Origin of the sequence: Cellulomonas fulva (assembly GCF_018531375.1) — a bacterium.
GTDB classification, from domain to species: Bacteria; Actinomycetota; Actinomycetes; order Actinomycetales; family Cellulomonadaceae; genus Cellulomonas; species Cellulomonas fulva.
The window spans coordinates 1886578-1908393 of record NZ_JAHBOH010000001.1; the positions used below are offsets into that span (position 1 = coordinate 1886578).

At 70.1% G+C, this 21816-nt stretch carries 14 protein-coding genes; 13 read left to right on the plus strand and 1 reads right to left on the minus strand.

Going from position 1 to position 21816, the window contains the following annotated elements:
- Window positions 1-160 precede the first annotated feature (160 nt).
- From rplJ to KIN34_RS08405, 9 genes are all read left to right on the plus strand, one after another.
- Entirely contained in the window at window positions 161-691 is a 531-nt protein-coding gene (gene rplJ, locus KIN34_RS08365) for a 50S ribosomal protein L10 (protein ID WP_214349159.1), read from the plus strand.
- Between the two features lie 94 nt (window positions 692-785).
- Complete coding sequence (gene rplL / locus KIN34_RS08370) at window positions 786-1178, plus strand: 50S ribosomal protein L7/L12 (RefSeq protein ID WP_214349162.1); 393 nt, start codon at window positions 786-788, stop codon at window positions 1176-1178.
- A 504-nt stretch (window positions 1179-1682) separates the two neighbouring features.
- Complete coding sequence (gene rpoB, locus KIN34_RS08375) at window positions 1683-5189, plus strand: DNA-directed RNA polymerase subunit beta (protein WP_214349165.1); 3507 nt, start codon at window positions 1683-1685, stop codon at window positions 5187-5189.
- 118 nt (window positions 5190-5307) lie between these two features.
- Complete coding sequence (locus tag KIN34_RS08380; protein ID WP_214349168.1) at window positions 5308-9186, plus strand: DNA-directed RNA polymerase subunit beta'; 3879 nt, start codon at window positions 5308-5310, stop codon at window positions 9184-9186.
- Between the two features lie 427 nt (window positions 9187-9613).
- Window positions 9614-9982 (plus strand): 30S ribosomal protein S12, encoded by a 369-nt coding sequence (gene rpsL, locus KIN34_RS08385; protein ID WP_013882841.1) that lies wholly within the window; start codon window positions 9614-9616, stop codon window positions 9980-9982.
- A 4-nt stretch (window positions 9983-9986) separates the two neighbouring features.
- Window positions 9987-10457 (plus strand): 30S ribosomal protein S7, encoded by a 471-nt coding sequence (gene rpsG, locus KIN34_RS08390; protein ID WP_013882842.1) that lies wholly within the window; start codon window positions 9987-9989, stop codon window positions 10455-10457.
- A gap of 78 nt (window positions 10458-10535) precedes the next feature.
- The gene (fusA, locus tag KIN34_RS08395) at window positions 10536-12638 is read left to right on the plus strand and encodes an elongation factor G (RefSeq protein WP_307858149.1); all 2103 of its coding nucleotides are present in this window, start codon (window positions 10536-10538) and stop codon (window positions 12636-12638) included.
- Window positions 12639-12761: 123 nt separating this feature from the next.
- Window positions 12762-13955 carry an elongation factor Tu gene (gene tuf, locus KIN34_RS08400; RefSeq protein WP_214349172.1) on the plus strand — a complete coding sequence of 398 codons (1194 nt, stop codon included), beginning with the start codon at window positions 12762-12764 and terminating at the stop codon, window positions 13953-13955.
- Window positions 13956-14222: 267 nt separating this feature from the next.
- The gene (locus KIN34_RS08405; protein WP_214349175.1) at window positions 14223-15089 is read left to right on the plus strand and encodes a cell wall-active antibiotics response protein; all 867 of its coding nucleotides are present in this window, start codon (window positions 14223-14225) and stop codon (window positions 15087-15089) included.
- An 87-nt stretch (window positions 15090-15176) separates the two neighbouring features.
- Here KIN34_RS08405 and KIN34_RS08410 read toward each other — a convergent pair whose 3' ends face one another.
- Window positions 15177-16223, minus strand: coding sequence for a LacI family DNA-binding transcriptional regulator (locus tag KIN34_RS08410; RefSeq protein ID WP_214349178.1), 1047 nt, complete (start codon window positions 16221-16223; stop codon window positions 15177-15179).
- Window positions 16224-16413: 190 nt separating this feature from the next.
- Here KIN34_RS08410 and KIN34_RS08415 point away from each other — a divergent pair, with 190 nt between their 5' ends.
- The 4 genes from KIN34_RS08415 (at window position 16414) to KIN34_RS08430 (ending at window position 21694) form a co-directional block, all read left to right on the plus strand.
- Entirely contained in the window at window positions 16414-17334 is a 921-nt protein-coding gene (locus KIN34_RS08415; RefSeq protein ID WP_214349181.1) for a carbohydrate ABC transporter permease, read from the plus strand.
- A 1-nt stretch (window position 17335) separates the two neighbouring features.
- Window positions 17336-18289, plus strand: a complete 954-nt coding sequence (locus KIN34_RS08420) for a carbohydrate ABC transporter permease (protein WP_237689072.1) — start codon at window positions 17336-17338, stop codon at window positions 18287-18289.
- Between the two features lie 135 nt (window positions 18290-18424).
- Entirely contained in the window at window positions 18425-19756 is a 1332-nt protein-coding gene (locus KIN34_RS08425) for an ABC transporter substrate-binding protein (RefSeq protein WP_214349184.1), read from the plus strand.
- A gap of 174 nt (window positions 19757-19930) precedes the next feature.
- Window positions 19931-21694 (plus strand): glycoside hydrolase family 35 protein, encoded by a 1764-nt coding sequence (locus KIN34_RS08430; protein ID WP_214349187.1) that lies wholly within the window; start codon window positions 19931-19933, stop codon window positions 21692-21694.
- The last annotated feature ends 122 nt before the right edge of the window (window positions 21695-21816 follow it).

The following is a 21816-nucleotide window of genomic DNA, read 5'->3' on the forward strand; positions in this document are numbered from 1 at the left end:
GGACCAGCCGAAGTCCCGCAGCACGCGGAGGCCAGCGCAGGTGAGAGTTCCACATGATGGCCCGGTTCGCCCGTGCCGCCCTGTCGAGCCCCGCGCCTGCGCGGGGCTCTTGTCGTTCCCGGGGCGGACGCAGACCGGCACCACCATCGGAAGGATTGCCATGGCGAGGCCGGACAAGGCAGCCGCCGTCGCGGAGCTCACGGACAAGTTCCGTGAGTCCAACGCGGCCGTGCTGACCGAGTACCGCGGGCTCACCGTGGCGCAGCTCAAGACGCTGCGTCGCGCGCTCGGCGGCAACGCAACCTACGCCGTGGTGAAGAACACGCTGACCGCGATCGCGGCCAAGGAAGCCGGTCTGAACGGCCTCGACGACGCGCTCGCGGGCCCGTCGGCGATCGCCTTCGTCACCGGCGACCCGGTCGAGGCCGCCAAGGGTCTGCGTGACTTCGCCAAGGCGAACCCCGCGCTGGTCATCAAGGGCGGTGTCCTCGACGGACGCGCCCTGACCGCCGCGGAGGTCACCAAGCTCGCGGACCTCGAGTCCCGTGAGGTCCTGCTGGCCAAGGCGGCCGGTGCGATGAAGGCCAAGCTCTACCAGGCTGCCTACGTCTTCACCGCGAACACCGCCCAGGCCGCTCGTGTCATCGATGCCCTGCGTCAGAAGCAGGAGTCGGAAGGCGCGGCTGCCTGATCAGGCCTCGGCCTGACCAGCGCACCACGCACCACCCCACATCCCGCTTCCGACGCGACGGCGTCGTGGAGCACCGAAGAAAGGAACGCCTCTCATGGCGAAGCTCAGCACCGAGGAGCTCATCGAGCAGTTCAAGGGTCTGACCCTCATCGAGCTCTCCGAGTTCGTGAAGGCCTTCGAGGAGGTCTTCGAGGTCACCGCCGCTGCCCCCGTCGCGGTCGCCGCCGCTCCCGCCGCCGGTGGTGGCGCGGGCGAGGCCGCTGCCGAGGAGGAGAAGGACTCGTTCGACGTCGTCCTCGAGGCCGCCGGCGACAAGAAGATCCAGGTCATCAAGGAGGTGCGCGCGCTCACGTCGCTAGGCCTCAAGGAGGCCAAGGACCTCGTGGACGAGGCCCCCAAGGCCGTCCTCGAGGGCGCGAACAAGGAGACCGCCGAGAAGGCCAAGGCGCAGCTCGAGGGCGCCGGCGCGACCGTCTCGCTCAAGTGATCTGACTCCGCCCGCGGGCACGACCCGCGCGCGGAGGCTCACGTCCGAAGGCCCGTCGTCCCTCCGGGGACGGCGGGCCTTCGCCGTCGCCGCAGCCGTCCCGCCGCCGGCCTCGTCACCGTGCCCGCTGCCGCCCCTCGACGCGCCCGGGAGGGTGACCGGGCGCACGCGGCCGGCCCTGCCGACTTCCCGTGCGAGCCGGGGTGTGCCACCATGGCCGCGGCGACGACGAGGTCGCCCGCCTGGCTGAGAGGCCGGGCGCGGACGGTCGTTCGACCGGCCGGCTGGAGCGGTGAGCGCCTGGTGCGCACCTGCTCGCCGACCCGGGTGGACTTCCGTCGGGGGGCCGAGTATGCTAGCGCTTTGCGCTGGCCTGTGCCCGCGATCTCAGATATCCCGAGCTGGAGCCCGACGTACGTGCGCGTCGGGCACCGGCCTCGAGGCTGGGGGTCGCGCCCTGCCCGGCAGCGCAGCGTGCCTCTCGACCGCAGGGAAGGACCCCTCTTGGCTGCCTCGCGCACCCCTTCTGCACCGTCCGCCGACGCCATCGCGAACCGCACCGCATCCCGCCGCATCTCCTTCGCCAAGATCAACGAGCCGCTCGAGGTCCCCGACCTCCTCGGCCTGCAGACCGAGAGCATGGACTGGCTGCTGGGTAACGAGCGTTGGCAGGCCCGCGTCGCCGCCGCCCTCGAGGGCGGCCGGAACGACGTCCCGCAGACCGCCGGCCTCGAGGAGATCTTCGAGGAGATCTCCCCGATCGAGGACTTCGGCGGCACCATGTCGCTCTCCTTCCGCGAGCACCGCTTCGAGCCGGCGAAGTACACGGCCGAGGAGTGCAAGGAGAAGGACTTCACCTTCGCCGCGCCGCTGTTCGTGACCGCCGAGTTCGTCAACTACACGACCGGCGAGATCAAGAGCCAGACCGTCTTCATGGGCGACTTCCCGCTCATGACCGAGCGCGGCACGTTCATCATCAACGGCACCGAGCGCGTCGTCGTCTCGCAGCTCGTCCGCTCCCCGGGCGTCTACTTCGAGCGCACCGCGGACAAGACCTCGGACAAGGACGTGCTCACGGCCAAGGTCATCCCCAGCCGTGGTGCCTGGCTCGAGTTCGAGATCGACAAGCGCGACAACGTCGGCGTCCGCGTCGACCGCAAGCGCAAGCAGAACGCGACCGTCCTGCTCAAGGCGCTCGGCATGACCGAGGGCGAGATCCGCGAGGAGTTCGCCGCCTACCCGGCGGTCATCGACACCCTCGAGAAGGACCACGTCCAGACGCAGGACGAGGCGCTGCTCGACCTGTACCGCAAGATCCGCCCGGGTGAGCCGCCGACGGTCGAGGCCGGCCGCGCGCTGATCGAGAACTTCTACTTCAACCCCAAGCGCTACGACCTCGCCAAGGTCGGCCGCTACAAGGTGAACAAGAAGCTCGGCCAGGACGCGCCGCTGACCGACTCGGTGCTGTCCGTCTCGGACGTCGTGGCGACCATCAAGTACCTCGCCGCGCTGCACGTCGACCAGACCTCGCTGCCGGGCACGCGCAACGGGGAGTCGATCGAGGTCCGCGTCGAGACGGACGACATCGACCACTTCGGCAACCGCCGCATCCGCGCGGTCGGCGAGCTCATCCAGAACCAGGTCCGCACGGGCCTGTCCCGGATGGAGCGCGTCGTGCGCGAGCGCATGACGACGCAGGACGTCGAGGCGATCACGCCGCAGACCCTGATCAACATCCGCCCGGTCGTGGCGTCGATCAAGGAGTTCTTCGGCACCTCGCAGCTCTCGCAGTTCATGGACCAGAACAACCCGCTCGCGGGCCTGACGCACAAGCGGCGTCTGTCGGCCCTGGGCCCGGGTGGTCTGTCCCGTGACCGCGCCGGCATGGAGGTCCGTGACGTCCACCCGTCGCACTACGGCCGCATGTGCCCGATCGAGACCCCTGAGGGCCCGAACATCGGCCTGATCGGCTCGCTGGCCTCGTTCGGCCGGATCAACCCGTTCGGCTTCGTCGAGACCCCGTACCGCAAGGTCGTCCAGGGCAAGGTCACCGACGAGGTGCACTACCTCACGGCCGACGACGAGGACCGCCACGTCATCGCGCAGGCGAACGCCCCGCTCGAGGCCGACGGCCGGTTCGAGGAGGACCGCGTCCTGGTCCGCACCAAGGGCGGCGAGATCGACTACGTGACGGGCGAGACCGTCGACTACATGGACGTGTCCCCGCGCCAGATGGTGTCGGTCGCCACGGCCCTGATCCCGTTCCTCGAGCACGACGACGCGAACCGCGCCCTCATGGGCGCCAACATGCAGCGCCAGGCCGTGCCGCTGGTCCGTTCCGAGGCGCCGCTGGTCGGCACCGGCATGGAGCGGCGTGCGGCCGTCGACGCGGGTGACGTCATCGTCGCGACCAAGCCCGGCGTGGTCACGGAGGTCTCCGCGGACCTCATCGTCATCGCCAACGACGACGCGACCACGTCGACGTACCGCGTGGCGAAGTTCCGCCGCTCGAACCAGGGCACGTCGTACAACCAGCGCGTGCTGGTCGACACCGGCGCGCGCGTCGAGGCCGGCTCCGTGCTGGCCGACGGCCCGGCGACGGACGAGGGCGAGCTCGCGCTCGGCCGCAACCTCCTCGTCGCGTTCATGTCGTGGGAGGGCCACAACTACGAGGACGCGATCATCCTCAGCCAGCGCCTGGTGCAGGACGACGTCCTGTCCTCGATCCACATCGAGGAGCACGAGGTCGACGCGCGCGACACCAAGCTCGGCCCCGAGGAGATCACGCGGGACATCCCGAACGTCTCCGAGGAGGTCCTGGCCGACCTCGACGAGCGCGGCATCATCCGCATCGGCGCCGAGGTCGCGGCGGGCGACATCCTGGTCGGCAAGGTCACGCCCAAGGGCGAGACCGAGCTGACCCCGGAGGAGCGCCTGCTGCGCGCGATCTTCGGCGAGAAGGCGCGCGAGGTCCGCGACACGTCGCTCAAGGTGCCGCACGGCGAGTCCGGCACGGTCATCGAGGTGCGCACGTTCAACCGCGAGGACGGCGACGAGCTGCCCGCCGGCGTGAACGAGCTCGTCCGCGTGTACATCGCTCAGCGCCGCAAGATCACGGACGGCGACAAGCTCGCCGGCCGTCACGGCAACAAGGGCGTCATCTCCAAGATCCTGCCGGTCGAGGACATGCCGTTCCTCGCCGACGGGACCGCGGTGGACGTCGTCCTGAACCCGCTGGGTGTCCCCGGCCGCATGAACGTCGGCCAGGTCCTCGAGACGCACCTGGGCTGGGTCGCCAAGCAGGGCTGGGACATCGAGCTCGCCGAGGGCGACGTGTCCTGGCGCGAGGGCGTCCCGGACGTGGCGAAGTCGTCGACCCCGGGCAACCCGGTCGCGACGCCGGTGTTCGACGGCGTGCCGGAGGAGACCCTCGCGGGCCTGCTCGGCACCACGCTGCCGAACCGCGACGGCGAGCGCACGGTCGGCCCCGACGGCAAGGCCCGGCTCTTCGACGGCCGCTCCGGCGAGCCGTTCCCGGACCCGGTCTCGGTCGGCTACATGTACATCCTCAAGCTGCACCACCTGGTCGACGACAAGATCCACGCGCGCTCGACCGGCCCGTACTCGATGATCACGCAGCAGCCGCTGGGTGGTAAGGCGCAGTTCGGTGGCCAGCGGTTCGGCGAGATGGAGGTGTGGGCCCTGGAGGCGTATGGCGCCGCCTACACGCTGCAGGAGCTCCTCACCATCAAGTCCGACGACGTGCCCGGCCGCGTCAAGGTGTACGAGGCGATCGTCAAGGGCGAGAACATCCCCGACTCGGGCATCCCGGAGTCGTTCAAGGTTCTGCTCAAGGAGATGCAGTCGCTCTGCCTGAACGTCGAGGTGCTGTCTTCCGACGGCGTCTCGATCGACATGAAGGAGAACGACGACGAGGTCTACCGCGCAGCGGAGGAGCTCGGCATCGACCTGTCGCGTCGCCCGAACGCCAGCAGCGTCGAGGAGATCTGACGTCGAGCGGCTCGTCGCGCGCGCCCCTGCCTGCGCGACGAGCCGCCCGCACCACCCCGTGCACCATTCCGTCCGCCGGCCCGCGATCGGGCCCGGCAAGCGAAGGAAGTAGGACCCCTTGCTCGACGTCAACGTCTTCGACGAGCTGCGAATCGGCCTGGCCACGGCCGACGACATCCGTGCCTGGTCGCACGGCGAGGTCAAGAAGCCCGAGACCATCAACTACCGGACCCTGAAGCCGGAGAAGGACGGTCTCTTCTGCGAGAAGATCTTCGGTCCCACCCGGGACTGGGAGTGCAACTGCGGCAAGTACAAGCGTGTGCGCTTCAAGGGCATCATCTGCGAGCGCTGCGGCGTCGAGGTGACCCGTTCCAAGGTGCGCCGTGAGCGCATGGGCCACATCGAGCTGGCCGCGCCCGTCACGCACATCTGGTTCTTCAAGGGTGTGCCGTCGCGGCTCGGCTACCTGCTCGACCTGGCGCCCAAGGACCTCGAGAAGGTCATCTACTTCGCGGCCTACATGATCACGTGGGTCGACGAGGACGGTCGCCAGGAGGACCTCCCGAACCTCCAGAACGAGATCGACCTGGAGCGCAAGGAGATCTCCGACCGGCGCGACAACGACATCAACACCCGCGCGTCGAAGCTCGAGGCCGACCTGGCCGAGCTCGAGGCCGAGGGTGCCAAGGCCGACGCGCGCCGCAAGGTCCGCGACTCCGCCGAGCGCGAGATGGCGCAGATCCGCAAGCGCGCGGACGCCGAGCTCGACCGGCTCGAGCAGGTCTGGGACCGGTTCAAGAACCTCAAGGTCGCGGACCTCGAGGGCGACGAGCTGCTCTACCGCCAGCTGCAGGACCGCTACGGCAACTACTTCGAGGGCTCGATGGGCGCCGCGGCGATCCAGAAGCGCCTCGAGGCCTTCGACCTGGAGGCGGAGTCGGAGAACCTGCGCGAGATCATCAAGACGGGCAAGGGCCAGCGCAAGACGCGTGCCCTCAAGCGTCTGAAGGTCGTCAACGCGTTCCTCACGACGAGCAACTCGCCGACGGGCATGGTCCTGGACGCCGTCCCGGTCATCCCGCCGGACCTGCGTCCGATGGTCCAGCTCGACGGTGGCCGGTTCGCCACGTCCGACCTGAACGACCTGTACCGCCGCGTCATCAACCGGAACAACCGCCTCAAGCGGCTCCTGGACCTGGGCGCGCCGGAGATCATCGTCAACAACGAGAAGCGGATGCTCCAGGAGGCCGTCGACTCGCTGTTCGACAACGGCCGCCGCGGCCGCCCCGTCACGGGCCCCGGCAACCGCCCGCTGAAGTCGATCTCCGACATGCTCAAGGGCAAGCAGGGCCGGTTCCGCCAGAACCTGCTCGGCAAGCGCGTCGACTACTCGGGCCGTTCGGTCATCGTCGTCGGCCCGCAGCTCAAGCTGCACCAGTGCGGCCTGCCCAAGCAGATGGCGCTCGAGCTGTTCAAGCCCTTCGTCATGAAGCGGCTCGTGGACCTTAACCACGCGCAGAACATCAAGTCCGCCAAGCGCATGGTCGAGCGCGCCCGTCCCGTCGTCTGGGACGTGCTCGAGGAGGTCATCACGGAGCACCCGGTGCTGCTCAACCGCGCACCCACGCTGCACCGTCTGGGCATCCAGGCGTTCGAGCCCCAGCTCGTCGAGGGCAAGGCGATCCACCTGCACCCGCTCGTCTGCGCCGCGTTCAACGCGGACTTCGACGGTGACCAGATGGCCGTCCACCTGCCCCTGAGCGCCGAGGCGCAGGCCGAGGCCCGCATCCTCATGCTCTCGAGCAACAACATCCTCAAGCCGTCGGACGGCCGTCCCGTGACCATGCCCTCGCAGGACATGATCATCGGCCTGTTCCACCTGACGTCGGACAAGCCGGGCTCCGAGGGCGAGGGCCGCGCGTTCAGCACGGTCTCCGAGGCGATCATGGCGTTCGACCAGGGCTCGCTCGACCTCAACGCGGTCGTGAAGATCCGGTTCGACGACCTGGTGCTCGACGAGGACCAGGCGCCCGAGGGCTGGGAGCCGGGGCAGAGCCTGCTCTTCGAAACCACGCTCGGCCGCGCGCTCTTCAACGAGCTGCTGCCGGTGGACTACCCGTACGAGAACGGCGTGGTCGACAAGAAGCGCCTGTCGGTGATCGTCAACGACCTCGCCGAGCGCTACCCGAAGGTCGCCGTCGCGGCGTCCCTCGACGCGCTCAAGGAGGCCGGCTTCCGCTGGGCCACCCGGTCGGGCGTCACGATCGCGATCTCGGACGTCGCCACGCCGACGGCCAAGGCCGCGATCCTCGAGGAGCACGAGGCGCGCGCCGCCAAGGTGCAGGGCCAGTACGAGAAGGGCCTCATCACCGACGACGAGCGTCGTCAGGAGCTCATCGAGATCTGGACGCAGGCCACCGACAAGGTCGCCAAGGCGATGCAGGAGAACTTCCCTGCGCGCAACACGGTGTTCCGGATGGTCGGCTCCGGCGCCCGCGGTAACTGGATGCAGGTCCGTCAGATCGCCGGTATGCGCGGCCTCGTGGCGAACCCGAAGGGCGAGATCATCCCGCGCCCGATCAAGTCCAACTACCGCGAGGGCCTGTCCGTCCTCGAGTACTTCATCGCCACGCACGGTGCCCGCAAGGGTCTGGCGGACACCGCTCTGCGGACCGCCGACTCGGGCTACCTCACGCGTCGTCTGGTGGACGTCTCGCAGGACGTCATCGTCCGCGAGGACGACTGCGGCACCGAGCGCGGCCTGACGATGCCGATCGGCATCGCCGGCAGCGGCGGCGAGGGCGGCGCCCTCCGTCGCCACGACAAGGTCGAGACGAGCGTGTACTCGCGCACGCTGGCGACCGACGTCGAGGTCGACGGCGAGGTCATCGGCCACGCCGGTGACGACGTCGGCGACGTGCTGCTGGACCGTCTGCTCGAGTCGGGCGTGGACTCGCTCAAGGTGCGCTCCGTGCTCACCTGCGAGTCGCGCGTCGGCACGTGCGCCAAGTGCTACGGGCGCTCGCTCGCCACGGGCAAGCTCGTCGACATCGGCGAGGCCGTCGGCATCATCGCGGCCCAGTCGATCGGTGAGCCCGGCACGCAGCTGACGATGCGTACCTTCCACACCGGTGGTGTGGCGTCGGCCGACGACATCACGCAGGGTCTGCCGCGTGTCCAGGAGCTCTTCGAGGCCCGCACCCCCAAGGGTGAGGCGCCCATCGCGGAGTTCTCGGGTCGCGTGGCGATCGAGGAGGGTGACCGCTCGCGGCGCATCGTCCTCACGCCGGACGACGGCTCGGAGGAGATCGCCTACCCGATCACCAAGCGCTCGCGCCTGCTGGTCAACGACGGCGACCAGGTCTCCGTCGGCACGCAGCTGGTCGTCGGTGCGGTGGACCCGAAGAAGGTCCTGCGCATCCTCGGCCCGCGCAAGACGCAGGAGCACCTGGTCGACGAGGTGCAGGAGGTCTACCGCTCGCAGGGCGTGGACATCCACGACAAGCACATCGAGGTCATCGTGCGGCAGATGCTGCGGCGCGTGACGGTGCTCGACTCCGGCTCGACCGACCTGCTGCCCGGCGAGCTCGCCGAGCGTGGCCGGTTCGAGGACGCTAACCGCCAGGCGGTGGCCGAGGGCGGGCAGCCGGCCTCGGGTCGTCCCGAGCTCATGGGCATCACCAAGGCCTCGCTGGCGACGGACTCGTGGCTGTCGGCGGCCTCCTTCCAGGAGACCACCCGGGTCCTCACCGAGGCCGCGATGTCGGGTCGGTCCGACCCGCTGCTCGGCCTCAAGGAGAACGTCATCCTCGGCAAGCTCATCCCGGCCGGCACGGGGCTGCCCCGCTACCGCAACATCGCGGTGGAGCCGACCGAGGAGGCCAAGGCCGAGCTGTACCCGACGTTCGGCTACGACGAGATCGACTTCCCCGCGCTGGGCCTCGGCACGGGCGACGCGATCCCGCTCGAGGACATCGACTTCGGCGACTTCCGCTGACGTCGGTCTCGTCCGGCGTCTCGACGCCGGTCGCGATGCCAGGCCCGAGGGGGCTCGCCGGTCACGGCGGGCCCCCTCGGGCGTCTGACCCGGTCCTTTGACGCTCCCCGGACGGGGAGGTAACGTAGGAGACCGTGCCCGCGCCGTCGGGCCCTCGCGCGTGCACACGCACGGACGTCACCCGGTTCGCCCGGTCCGGACGTCACGACGATGCGCACGGCGTCCCCCCGCCTCTTGCGGCTCGACCGCCCGGCTCCCGCTGGGTGCCCGAGCCGGAGGAGACCGGGGCGACACGCCCGAGCGCGGGGGTCGGTGCGGGAGGAAAGACCAGGCGATAGCCGCGCGACGGGCGGCGACTCGCGCACGTGCCGGCCGTCCAGGGTGACGGGACCGGTCGACCAGAGCTCATCTACCAGACGGAGACGTAGTGCCTACGATCCAGCAGCTGGTCCGCAAGGGCCGGCAGGCGAAGACGAACAAGTCGAAGACGCCTGCCCTCAAGGGCAGCCCGCAGCGTCGTGGTGTGTGCACGCGCGTGTACACCACGACCCCCAAGAAGCCGAACTCCGCCCTCCGCAAGGTCGCCCGCGTGCGCCTGTCGTCGGGCGTCGAGGTCACGGCGTACATCCCCGGCGTCGGCCACAACCTGCAGGAGCACTCGATCGTGCTCGTCCGCGGTGGCCGTGTGAAGGACCTCCCGGGTGTCCGCTACAAGATCGTGCGCGGCGCGCTCGACACGCAGGGCGTGAAGAACCGCAAGCAGGCGCGCAGCCGCTACGGCGCGAAGAAGGGCTGAACCGATGCCTCGTAAGGGTCCCGCCCCGAAGCGGCCGCTGATCGTCGACCCCGTCTACGGGTCGCCCGTCGTCACCCAGCTGATCAACAAGATCCTCCTCGACGGCAAGAAGACCGTCGCCGAGTCGATCGTCTACGGCGCGCTCGAGGGCGTCCGTGAGAAGACCCAGTCCGACCCGGTCGTCGTGCTCAAGCGTGCGCTCGACAACGTGCGTCCCTCGCTCGAGGTCCGCTCGCGTCGTGTCGGTGGCGCGACCTACCAGGTCCCAGTCGAGGTCCGCCCCGTGCGTGCCACGACGCTGGCGCTGCGCTGGCTGACCGACTACTCGCGTGCTCGTCGTGAGAAGACCATGACCGAGCGCCTGATGAACGAGATCCTCGACGCCTCCAACGGCCTGGGTGCCGCCGTGAAGCGTCGCGAGGACATGCACAAGATGGCCGAGTCCAACCGGGCCTTCGCGCACTACCGCTGGTGATTCCAGCCGGTGCGGCCGGCGCGCCACCGCGCGAGCCGGCCGCACCCCACCGAGCCAACCGACAAGGGGCAGACCAACGTGGCACTTGACGTGCTGACGGACCTCACGAAGGTCCGCAACATCGGCATCATGGCGCACATCGATGCCGGCAAGACGACGACCACCGAGCGGATCCTGTTCTACACCGGGGTCAACTACAAGATCGGTGAGACGCACGACGGTGCGTCGACGATGGACTGGATGGAGCAGGAGCAGGAGCGCGGCATCACGATCACGTCCGCCGCGACGACCTGCTACTGGAAGAACAACCAGATCAACATCATCGACACCCCGGGCCACGTGGACTTCACGGTCGAGGTCGAGCGCTCGCTGCGCGTCCTCGACGGTGCCGTCGCCGTGTTCGACGGCAAGGAGGGCGTGGAGCCCCAGTCGGAGACGGTCTGGCGCCAGGCCGACAAGTACGACGTCCCGCGCATCTGCTTCGTCAACAAGATGGACAAGCTCGGTGCGGACTTCTACTTCACCGTGAAGACGATCGTGGACCGCCTCAAGGCCAAGCCGCTCGTCATCCAGCTCCCGATCGGCTCCGAGAACGACTTCATCGGCGTCGTCGACCTGGTCGAGCAGCGTGCCCTCGTGTGGCGCGGCGAGACCGCGCTGGGCGAGAAGTACGAGGTCGAGGAGATCCCCGCGGACCTGGTCGAGAAGGCGGAGCAGTACCGCGCCGAGCTGCTCGAGGCCGTCGCGGAGACCGACGAGGAGCTGCTCGAGAAGTACCTGGGCGGCGAGGAGCTGACGGTCGCCGAGATCAAGGCCGGCATCCGCAAGCTCACGGTCGCGTCCGAGGCCTACCCGGTCCTGTGCGGCTCGGCGTTCAAGAACAAGGGCGTCCAGCCCATGCTCGACGCCGTGATCGACTACCTGCCGACGCCCCTCGACGTCCCCGCGGTCGCGGGCCACGACGTCAAGGACGCCGAGGTCGTCATCGAGCGTCACCCGGACTCCACGGAGCCGTTCTCGGCCCTCGCGTTCAAGGTCGCCGCGCACCCGTTCTTCGGGAAGCTGACCTACGTCCGCGTGTACTCCGGCAACGTCGAGCAGGGCGCCCAGGTGCTCAACTCGACGAAGGGCAAGAAGGAGCGCATCGGGAAGCTCTTCCAGATGCACTCCAACAAGGAGAACCCGGTCCAGGAGGCCACCGCCGGGCACATCTACGCGTTCATCGGGCTCAAGGACGTCACCACCGGTGACACCCTGTGCGACCCGGGCGCGCCGGTCGTGCTCGAGTCGATGACCTTCCCGGAGCCCGTCATCGACGTGGCGATCGAGCCGAAGACGAAGGGCGACCAGGAGAAGCTCTCCCTGGCCATCCAGAAGCTCGCCGAGGAGGACCCGACCTTCCGCGTCAAGCTCGACGAGGAGACCGGCCAGACCGTCATCGGCGGCATGGGCGAGCTCCACCTCGACATCCTCGTCGACCGCATGCGTCGCGAGTTCAAGGTCGAGGCCAACGTCGGCAAGCCGCAGGTCGCGTACCGCGAGACGATCCGCCGTGCGGTCGAGAAGATCGACTACACGCACAAGAAGCAGACCGGTGGCTCCGGCCAGTACGCGAAGATCCAGATGACCTTCGAGCCGCTGGACCCGGGCGAGGGCGAGCTGTACGAGTTCGAGAACAAGGTCACCGGTGGCCGTGTCCCGCGCGAGTACATCCCGTCCGTCGACGCCGGCATCCAGAGCGCGATGCAGCTCGGTGTGCTCGCGGGCTTCCCGCTCGTGGGCGTGCGGGCGATCCTGCTCGACGGCGCGTCGCACGACGTCGACTCCTCGGAGATGGCGTTCAAGATCGCCGGCTCGATGATCCTCAAGGAAGCGGTCCGCAAGGCCGACCCGGCTCTGCTCGAGCCGATCATGGCCGTCGAGGTCCGGACCCCTGAGGACTACATGGGCGAGGTCATCGGCGACCTGAACTCGCGTCGCGGCATGATCCAGTCCATGGAGGACGCCACGGGCGTGAAGGTGATCCGCGCCCAGGTTCCTCTCTCCGAGATGTTCGGGTACGTCGGCGACCTGCGGTCCAAGACCCAGGGTCGTGCGGTGTACTCGATGCAGTTCGACAGCTACGCCGAGGTGCCTCGGAACGTTGCCGACGAGATCATCAAGAAGACCCGGGGCGAGTAGTCCCACAGGTCGAAACCTGTAGTTCCATCACACAAACCGACCCGTAGGACCGCGCGCCTCGTGACTACCCTCCCGGGTAGCCACGGACGGGCACTCTCTACCAAGTCCTGAGGAGGACACCCAGTGGGCAAGGCGAAGTTCGAGCGGACGAAGCCGCACGTCAACATCGGGACCATCGGTCACGTCGACCACGGCAAGACGACGCTGACCGCCGCGATCTCGAAGGTGCTGCACGACAAGTACCCGGACCTGAACCCCTTCACGCCGTTCGACGAGATCGACAAGGCGCCGGAGGAGAAGCAGCGCGGTATCACGATCAACATCGCGCACGTCGAGTACCAGACCGAGAAGCGTCACTACGCGCACGTCGACGCCCCCGGTCACGCCGACTACATCAAGAACATGATCACGGGCGCGGCGCAGATGGACGGCGCCATCCTCGTGGTCGCGGCGACGGACGGCCCGATGGCCCAGACGCGTGAGCACGTCCTGCTCGCGCGCCAGGTCGGCGTGCCCTACCTGCTCGTGGCGCTGAACAAGACCGACATGGTCGACGACGAGGAGATCCTGGACCTCGTCGAGATGGAGGTGCGCGAGCTCCTCACGTCGCAGGGCTTCCCCGGCGACGACGTGCCGGTCGTGCGCGTCTCCGGCCTCAAGGCGCTCGAGGGCGACCCGACCTGGGTCAAGTCCGTCGAGGACCTGCTGGACGCCGTCGACGAGAACGTCCCGGACCCGGTCCGCGACATCGACAAGCCGTTCCTCATGCCCATCGAGGACGTCTTCACGATCACCGGTCGTGGCACCGTCGTGACGGGCCGCGTCGAGCGCGGTCAGCTCAAGGTGAACGAGGAGGTGGAGATCGTCGGCATCAAGGAGAAGGCGATCAAGACCACGGTCACCGGCGTCGAGATGTTCCGCAAGCTGCTCGACTACGCCGAGGCCGGCGAGAACGTCGGTCTGCTCCTGCGCGGCACGAAGCGCGAGGAGGTCGAGCGCGGCCAGGTCGTCGTCAAGCCCGGCTCGATCACGCCGCACACGGAGTTCGAGGGCCAGGTCTACATCCTGGCCAAGGACGAGGGTGGCCGTCACAACCCGTTCTACGGGAACTACCGCCCCCAGTTCTACTTCCGTACGACCGACGTCACCGGCGTCATCACGCTGCCCGAGGGCACCGAGATGGTCATGCCCGGCGACAACACGGAGATCTCCGTCACGCTGATCCAGCCCATCGCGATGGAGGAGGGCCTCGGCTTCGCCATCCGCGAGGGTGGCCGCACCGTCGGCTCGGGCCGCGTCACCAAGATCATCAAGTGATCCGCGCCCTTCGGGGCCGGTGAGCGAGCAGGGCCCGGGAGCTTCGGCTCCCGGGCCCTGCTGCGTCTGCGGGCTCGGGGACCGGTGGCCCGCGTGTGGGACCCGCCCCTGGGACCTGCCCTCGGCGACCCGCTTCTGGTGCCCGACTCGTCGTGCCGTCCCCGGCGCGGAACGGCGTGAGCGCCGGCCGCGCCAAAACGATTCGGGCGACCGCCCGATCCCGGGATCCGGCGGCGCCGACCACGCCACCGGGCTAGCGTCCTGCGCATGTCCGCCGATCTCCCCGAGCAGCGCCCCGCTCCGAGCGGGCGCCGGGCCGCCACCGCCGTCGAGCCCACGCCCTCCTTCTCCTCCGTCGTCGACCCCGGCGCGTCGCAGGGCAGCGCCGCACCGCCGAACAGGGGCGCCGCAGCTGCCCCCGGCGTCGGCACCCCGGCCGGCCCGCGCAGCCGGAAGGTGCTGCTCTGGGTCGTCCTGGTAGCCGTGCTCGCCGTGGTCGTCGTGGGCGCGCTCGCGATCCTCAACAAGGACGAGCCCGGCGGCGCCGACGCGACGGCGACGCTCGAGCGGGGCACCGTGACGTCGTCGGGGCTGCAGCTGACCGGCAGCGCCCAGTCGATCGCCCTCCGCGCGGACGCCCCGGCCTCGGACCTCGTCGCGGTCACCGCGACCGGCGCGGACGCGGCGGCGGAGGTCGCGGGCGGGCAGGACGCGGTCGTCTCGCTCGCGGGGGACGGCGCCTCGACGGTGCAGGTCGCGCCGGACGTCGCCTGGACGGTGCACCTGGCGGCGCAGTCCGACACCGTGACCGCCGACCTCGCGGGCGCGACCGTGGACGGCGTCTCGATCGACGCCGGCGCGCGCCTCGTCGAGCTGACGCTGCCCACCCCGACCGGCGCCGTGGTCATCGACCAGGCGGCCGGGATCGGTGGCCTGACGGTGCACGTCCCCGAGGGCGTCGCGGTCGTCGTGAAGGTCTCCTCGGGGGCCGGGACCGTCGTCCTCGACGGAGAGACGACCGAGGGGGTCGGTGCCGGCGAGGAGCTGTCGACCGACGGCTACTCGGCCGACGACCCGCACTACGAGATCGACGTCGCGGGCGGCCTCGGCACGCTCACCGTCGACCGGGGCTGAGCCCCCACAGGACGCCGACGCCCTCGGCCGCACGGCGGTCGGGGGCGTCGCCGCGCACCGCTGCCCGGCCCCCGGGCGGGTGGTGCGTCAGGACCGCGGGGCGGCTGTGCTCCCGCGGACGACGAGCATGGTGGGCACCAGCACGTGCTCGTCGTCGAGCGGGCGGCCGGCGTCGATCTGCCGCAGCAGGAGCTCGATGAGGCGCTCGCCGATCTCCACGAAGTCCTGCCGCACCGTGGTCAGCGGCGGGCACAGGTAGTCGGCGAGGGGGATGTCGTCGAAGCCGACGACCGAGACGTCGTCGGGCACCCGCCGCCCGCGCTCGTCGAGGGCGCGCAGCAGGCCGGCGGCCATCTCGTCGTTCGCGCACAGCACGGCGGTGACGGCCGGGTCGTCGGCCATCGCCAGCCCCTGCTCGTACCCGGACCGGGCGCTCCAGTCCCCGCGCACGAGCGCCGGGACCTCGCGGCCGGCGGCGCGCAGGGCGTGCGCCCAGGCGTCCGCGCGCATCTCGGCCGGGTTCGAGTCCGCCGGGCCGGCGAGGTGGTGGACGGTGCGGTGCCCGAGGCCGAGCAGGTGGTCCACCGCCGCCGCGGTCCCGGCGACCTGGTCCGCGCCCACCGCGGGGTGGTGCCCGACGAACCGGGAGTCCGAGACGACGACGGGGACGCGGGGCGGGAGCGCCAGCGTCGTCGGGGTGACGGTCTCCGCCCGGATGATGACGAGCCCGTCGATCGACTGGTGCGTCAGCCGCTGGACGGCCGCGCTCACGTCCGCGGACGACGGGCTCTCGACGTCCACGAGCGTGACGGTGTAGCCCGCGCGACGGGCGGCCTCGACGACCGCCTCCATCGTGCGCGCCTCGCCCGTCCGGGACAGCCGGTGGGCGACGAGGCCGATGGTGCGGAAGCTGCCGTAGCGCAGCGCGCGTGCGGCGTTGTTGGGGGAGTAGCCGAGCTGCTCCATCGCGTCGAGGACGCGCTGCCGGGTCTCGGCGCGCACGTTCAGCGCCCCGGTCGACACGCGTGAGACCGTCTGGGGGGAGACCCCGGCCAGCCGGGCGACGTCGCCGATCGAGGGTCCGGGGCGGCGCCGACCCGAGCGGGCAGGCGCGAGCGCTTCGTCGTCGGGCATCGCCACAGCATAGCCATGGCGACGTCACCACCCGAGGATGTCGCACGTGACGGGCCCCGGGAAGGAAGAGGGTGGCAACGTCACCATTTCGTGACCCGGCCCGCGTTGACATCGTCGGCGCGGGCGTGGTTATCTCGACACGTCGACATGGTGACGTAAACATGTCGAGCACACGAAGGAGTGGAGACCCGTGGCTCAGCTGATCGCCGCCCCGCCGGCGGCGGCGCCTCGCGCCCGTCGGCGCGGCCTGCGCCGTACCTGGACGGGCTGGGGGTTCGTCGGACCCTTCATGCTCGTCTTCGCGCTCGTGTTCCTGGCGCCCATCGCCTACTCGATCTACCTGAGCCTGTTCCGCAAGCAGCTCGTCGGCGGCAACTCGTTCGTGGGCGTCGACAACTACGTCGCGGCGTTCCAGGACGCCCAGTTCTGGTCCGGCTTCGGGCACGTCGTCGCGTTCCTGCTGGTGCAGGTGCCGATCATGCTCGGGATCGCGCTGCTCGTCGCGCTGGCGCTCGACAGCGGCCGGCTCTACGGGAAGAACTTCTTCCGCATCTCGATCTTCCTGCCCTACGCGGTGCCCGCGGTCGTCGCGACCCTCATGTGGGGGTTCATGTACGGGACGCGGTTCGGGCTCGTCGGGAACATCAACCGCGCGCTCGGCGTCGAGCTGCCGAACCCGCTGTCGCCCGACCTGGTCCTGGCGTCGATCGGCAACATCGTGACGTGGGAGTTCGTCGGCTACAACATGCTGATCTTCTACTCCGCCCTGCGTGTGGTGCCGGCGAGCCTCTACGAGGCCGCGGAGATCGACGGCGCGGGCCAGTGGCGCGTCATCCGCTCGATCAAGCTGCCCGCCATCCGCGGCGCCCTGGTGATCGCCACGATCTTCTCGATCATCGGCAGCTTCCAGCTGTTCAACGAGCCCAGCATCCTCAAGAGCCTGGCGCCCAACGCGATCACCACGTACTTCACGCCCAACCTGTACGCGTACTCGCTGTCCTTCTCCGGCCAGCAGTACAACTACTCGGCGACCGTCGCGATCGTCATGGGGCTCATCACGATGGTCATCGCGTACGTCGTCCAGCTGCGCGGCATGCGGAAGGAGGTCTGACATGGCGACCGAGACCGCATCGGCACCCGTCCCGACGACGCGCGGGGCCGGCGGCCGGAGCGCGGGGCGGCGAGCCGTGCGCCTGCGTCCGTCCGTCGCGCGCGGCTCGCGCCGCAACCGGCGCAGCCCGCTCCTGACCGCGCTCACGGCGATCGTGCTGCTCTACAGCATCGTCCCGCTGGTCTGGCTGCTCATCAACGCCACCAAGTCCCAGTCGGACCTGTTCGACTCGTTCGGCCTGTGGTTCGGCGACGGGTTCGCGCTGTGGGACAACGTGCGGGACACGCTGACCTACGACGACGGGATCTTCCTGCGCTGGTTCGGCAACACGATCCTCTACGTGGTGCTCGGTGCCGGCGGAGCGACCGCGCTCGCCGTCCTGGGCGGCTACGGCCTGGCGAAGTTCCAGTTCCCAGGCAAGCGGTGGGTGTTCGCGGTCGTGATCGGCGCGGTCGCCGTGCCCGGCACCGCGCTGGCCGTCCCGACGTTCCTCATGTTCAGCAAGATGGGCCTGACGAACACGCCGTGGGCGGTGATCATCCCGTCGCTGATCTCGCCGTTCGGCCTGTACCTCATGTGGACCTTCGCGGCCGAGGCCATCCCGACGGAGCTGCTCGAGGCGGCGCGGATGGACGGGGCGGGGGAGGTGCGCACCTTCTTCCGCATCTGCCTGCCGCTGCTGGCCCCCGGCATCGTCACGGTGCTGCTGTTCACCATGGTCGCGACGTGGAACAACTACTTCCTGCCGCTGATCATGCTCAAGGACCCCGCGTGGTACCCGCTGACCCTGGGGCTCAACGCGTGGAACGCCCAGGCCGCGACCGCCGGCGGCCAGGCGGTGTTCAACCTGGTGATCACCGGGTCCGTGCTCACGATCCTGCCGCTGATCGTCGCCTTCCTGTTCCTGCAGCGCTACTGGCAGTCCGGCCTCGCGGCCGGGTCGGTCAAGGAGTAGCCGCTCCGGAGCCACCACCGACGTCACGTCGGACAGGCCGCCCGATGGTCACGTCACCACGCAGTCCCACACCCAGTCCCACACCCAGCCCCACCGAGAAGACACCTCAAGAGACAACGAAGTGAGAGGACAGTCATGACCACCAAATTCCGCACGGCCGCGCGCACCGTCGCCGTCGCCGGGGTGCTCAGCCTCGCCCTGGCCGCGTGCAGCGGTTCCGGCGACGAGGGCACGACGAGCCCGAGCGGGGACTCGACGGGCGCCGCGGGCGACCTGTCCGGCTCGCTCACGGTCTGGGCCTGGGAGCCCACGCTCGAGAAGGTCGTCGCCGACTTCGAGACCGCGCACCCGGACGTCGACATCGACCTCGTCAACGCCGGCACGGGCAACGACCAGTACACGGCGCTGCAGAACGCGATCGCGGCCGGCTCGGGCGTGCCTGACGTCGCCCAGGTCGAGTACTACGCGCTGCCGCAGTTCGCGCTCGGCGACTCGCTCGCCGACCTCACCGAGTTCGGCGCGGCCGACCTCGACGGCACCTTCACGCCCGGCCCGTGGGCCGCGGTCAAGCAGGGCGAGGGCGTCTACGGCCTGCCGATGGACTCCGGGCCGATGGCGCTGTTCTACAACAAGGACGTGTTCGACAAGGCAGGCGTCGACGTCCCGACGACGTGGGACGAGTACCTCGAGGCGGCGCGCGCCATCCACGAGGCCGACCCGAACGCGTACATCGCGAACGACACGGGCGACGCCGGCTTCACGACGAGCATGATCTGGCAGGCCGGCGGCCAGCCCTACTCGGTGGACGGCACGAACGTCTCCGTCGACTTCACGGACGAGGGCACGACGAAGTTCGCGGAGCTGTGGCAGCAGCTCGTCGACGAGGACCTGCTGGCCCCGATCAGCTCCTGGAGCGACGAGTGGTACCAGGGCCTCGGCAACGGCACGATCGCGACCCTGACGATCGGTGCGTGGATGCCGGCGAACCTCGAGTCCGGCGTGCCGGACGGCGCGGGCAAGTGGCAGGTCGCGCAGATGCCGCAGTGGGAGGCCGGTGGCGCCGCCACCGCCGAGAACGGCGGCTCGTCCCTCGCGGTGACCAAGGCGTCCCAGAACGCGGAGCTCGCCTACGAGTTCGTCAAGTACGCCGACGCCGGTGAGGGCGTGCAGACGCGGATCGACGGCGGCGCGTTCCCGGCCACGACCGCCGAGCTGAACTCCGACGAGTTCAAGAACAAGGAGTTCGAGTACTTCGGCGGCCAGAAGGTCAACGAGGTGCTGGCCCAGTCGGCCGCCGACGTCGTCCCGGGCTGGCAGTACCTGCCGTTCCAGGTCTACGCCAACTCGATCTTCAACGACACGGTCGGCCAGGCGTACGTCAGCGACACCACCCTGACCGACGGCCTCGCCGCCTGGCAGCAGGCGTCGATCGACTACGGCAACCAGCAGGGCTTCACGGTCGACTGACCCGGCCCGGCGGTGGTGGCGGCTCCGTCCCGCCCCCACCGCCGCCGGCCCGGGCGGTCTCCCGCCGCCCGGGCCGGACCACCCCGCACGTCCCGCGGGCTGGGTCCGGGCGACCGGCGACGCCGGATCGCCTCCACCAGCCTTCACCAGCCTTCACCGAGGAGCACCCTTCCCATGGCCGCGTTCGAGATCGGCGAGCAGGACTTCCTGCTCGACGGCGAGCCGCTGCAGATCCTGTCCGGGGCCCTGCACTACTTCCGGGTCCACCCCGACCTGTGGGCGGACCGCATCCGCAAGGCCCGGCTCATGGGGCTCAACACCGTGGAGACGTACGTCGCCTGGAACGCCCACGCGCCGGAGCGCGGCGTCTTCGACCTGACCGGCGGGCTCGACCTGGGCCGGTTCCTCGACCTCGTCGCGGCCGAGGGGATGCACGCGATCGTCCGCCCCGGCCCCTACATCTGCGCCGAGTGGGACAACGGCGGCCTGCCGGCGTGGCTCATGGCCACGCCCGGCGTGGGCGTGCGCACGGCCGAGCCGCAGTACCTGGACGCCATCGCCGGCTTCTACGACGAGGTCCTCGCGGTGGTCGCGCCCCGCCAGGTGACCCGCGGCGGACCCGTGCTCATGGTCCAGGTGGAGAACGAGTACGGCGCGTACGGCGAGGACGCCGCGTACCTGCGCGCGCTCGTCGCGATGGTCCGCGAGCGCGGCATCGACGTCCCGCTGACCACGTGCGACCAGGCCGACGACGAGATGCTCGGCCGAGGTGGCCTGCCGGAGCTGCACAAGACCGCGACGTTCGGGTCCCGCAGCCCCGAGCGCCTCGCGACCCTGCGCCGGCACCAGCCGACCGGCCCGCTGATGTGCATGGAGTACTGGGACGGCTGGTTCGACTCGTGGGGCGAGCAGCACCACACCACGGACCCCGCCGCCGCGGCGGCCGACCTCGACCTGCTGCTGGGCGCCGGTGCCTCCGCGAACCTCTACATGTTCCACGGCGGGACGAACCTGGGCTTCACGAACGGGGCCAACGACAAGGGCACCTACCTGCCGATCACGACGTCGTACGACTACGACGCCCCGCTCGCCGAGGACGGCACGCCGACCGCGAAGTACGACGCGTTCCGTGCGGTGATCGCGCGCCACGCACCCGTGCCCGGCGGCCGCCCGCCCGCCCGTGCCGCCGCGCCCGTCCTCGACGTCGCGCTCGAGCGCCGGGTGCGGCTCGCCGACGCGCTGCCGTTGCTGGTGGCGGACCCGAAGTCGTTCACCTACCTGCCCACCGCGGACGAGGTCGGGCAGTGGTCCGGCTTCACCCTCTACCGGACCGACGTGGCGGCCGACGACGGGCTGCTGTCGGTCGACGAGGTGCGCGACCGTGCGGTCGTGCTCCTCGACGGCGAGCCGGTCGGCACCCTCAGCCGGACGGAAGGGCTGACGACCGTGAGCCTGCCTCCGCGCGCGGGCGTGCTCGACGTCGTCGTCGAGGACCAGGGCCGCGTGAACTACGGCCCGCGCATCGGCGAGCCGAAGGGCCTCGTCGGGCACGCGCGGACCGCGACCCGGCCCGTGACGCGCTGGGAGGTGGGCGGCCTCCGCCTCGCGAGCCTCGACCCCGACCTCCTGGCCCAGCTGCGCGCGGCCGAGGCGCAGGACGTCGCGCCGGTCGCCGGGCCGTCCTTCTGCCACGCGACCTTCGCGTCGGTCGCGGGCGCCGACCACTTCCTCCGGCTCGACGGCTGGTCGAAGGGCCTGGTCTGGCTCAACGGCACGCTGCTGGGTCGCTACTGGTCCGCCGGACCGACCCGCACCACCTACGTGCCCGGGCCGCTGGTCCGTGAGCGCAACGAGCTCGTGGTGCTCGAGCTGCACGGCGCCCGGACCGGGACCGCCGCGTTCGTCGCTGCTCCCGACCTCGGTCACACCGAGCGCTGACGCCCCACTGACGCACGCCTGACACACGCCTGACACACGCCCGGGCGCGTCTCCCGGGCGTGCTACGGTCGCCCGGGATGTCCGGATCGGGACGTCACGAGGGGACGTCAGGTCCGGCGAGG

Coding starts and splice junctions, on each gene's coding strand:
- rplJ (WP_214349159.1), top strand. CDS start 161: ATGGCGAGGCCGGACAAGGCAGCCGCCGTCGCGGAGCTCACGGACAAG.
- rplL (WP_214349162.1), top strand. CDS start 786: ATGGCGAAGCTCAGCACCGAGGAGCTCATCGAGCAGTTCAAGGGTCTG.
- rpsG (WP_013882842.1), top strand. CDS start 9,987: ATGCCTCGTAAGGGTCCCGCCCCGAAGCGGCCGCTGATCGTCGACCCC.
- KIN34_RS08405 (WP_214349175.1), top strand. CDS start 14,223: ATGTCCGCCGATCTCCCCGAGCAGCGCCCCGCTCCGAGCGGGCGCCGG.
- KIN34_RS08410 (WP_214349178.1), bottom strand. CDS start 16,223: ATGCCCGACGACGAAGCGCTCGCGCCTGCCCGCTCGGGTCGGCGCCGC.
- KIN34_RS08420 (WP_237689072.1), top strand. CDS start 17,336: ATGGCGACCGAGACCGCATCGGCACCCGTCCCGACGACGCGCGGGGCC.
- KIN34_RS08425 (WP_214349184.1), top strand. CDS start 18,425: ATGACCACCAAATTCCGCACGGCCGCGCGCACCGTCGCCGTCGCCGGG.
- KIN34_RS08430 (WP_214349187.1), top strand. CDS start 19,931: ATGGCCGCGTTCGAGATCGGCGAGCAGGACTTCCTGCTCGACGGCGAG.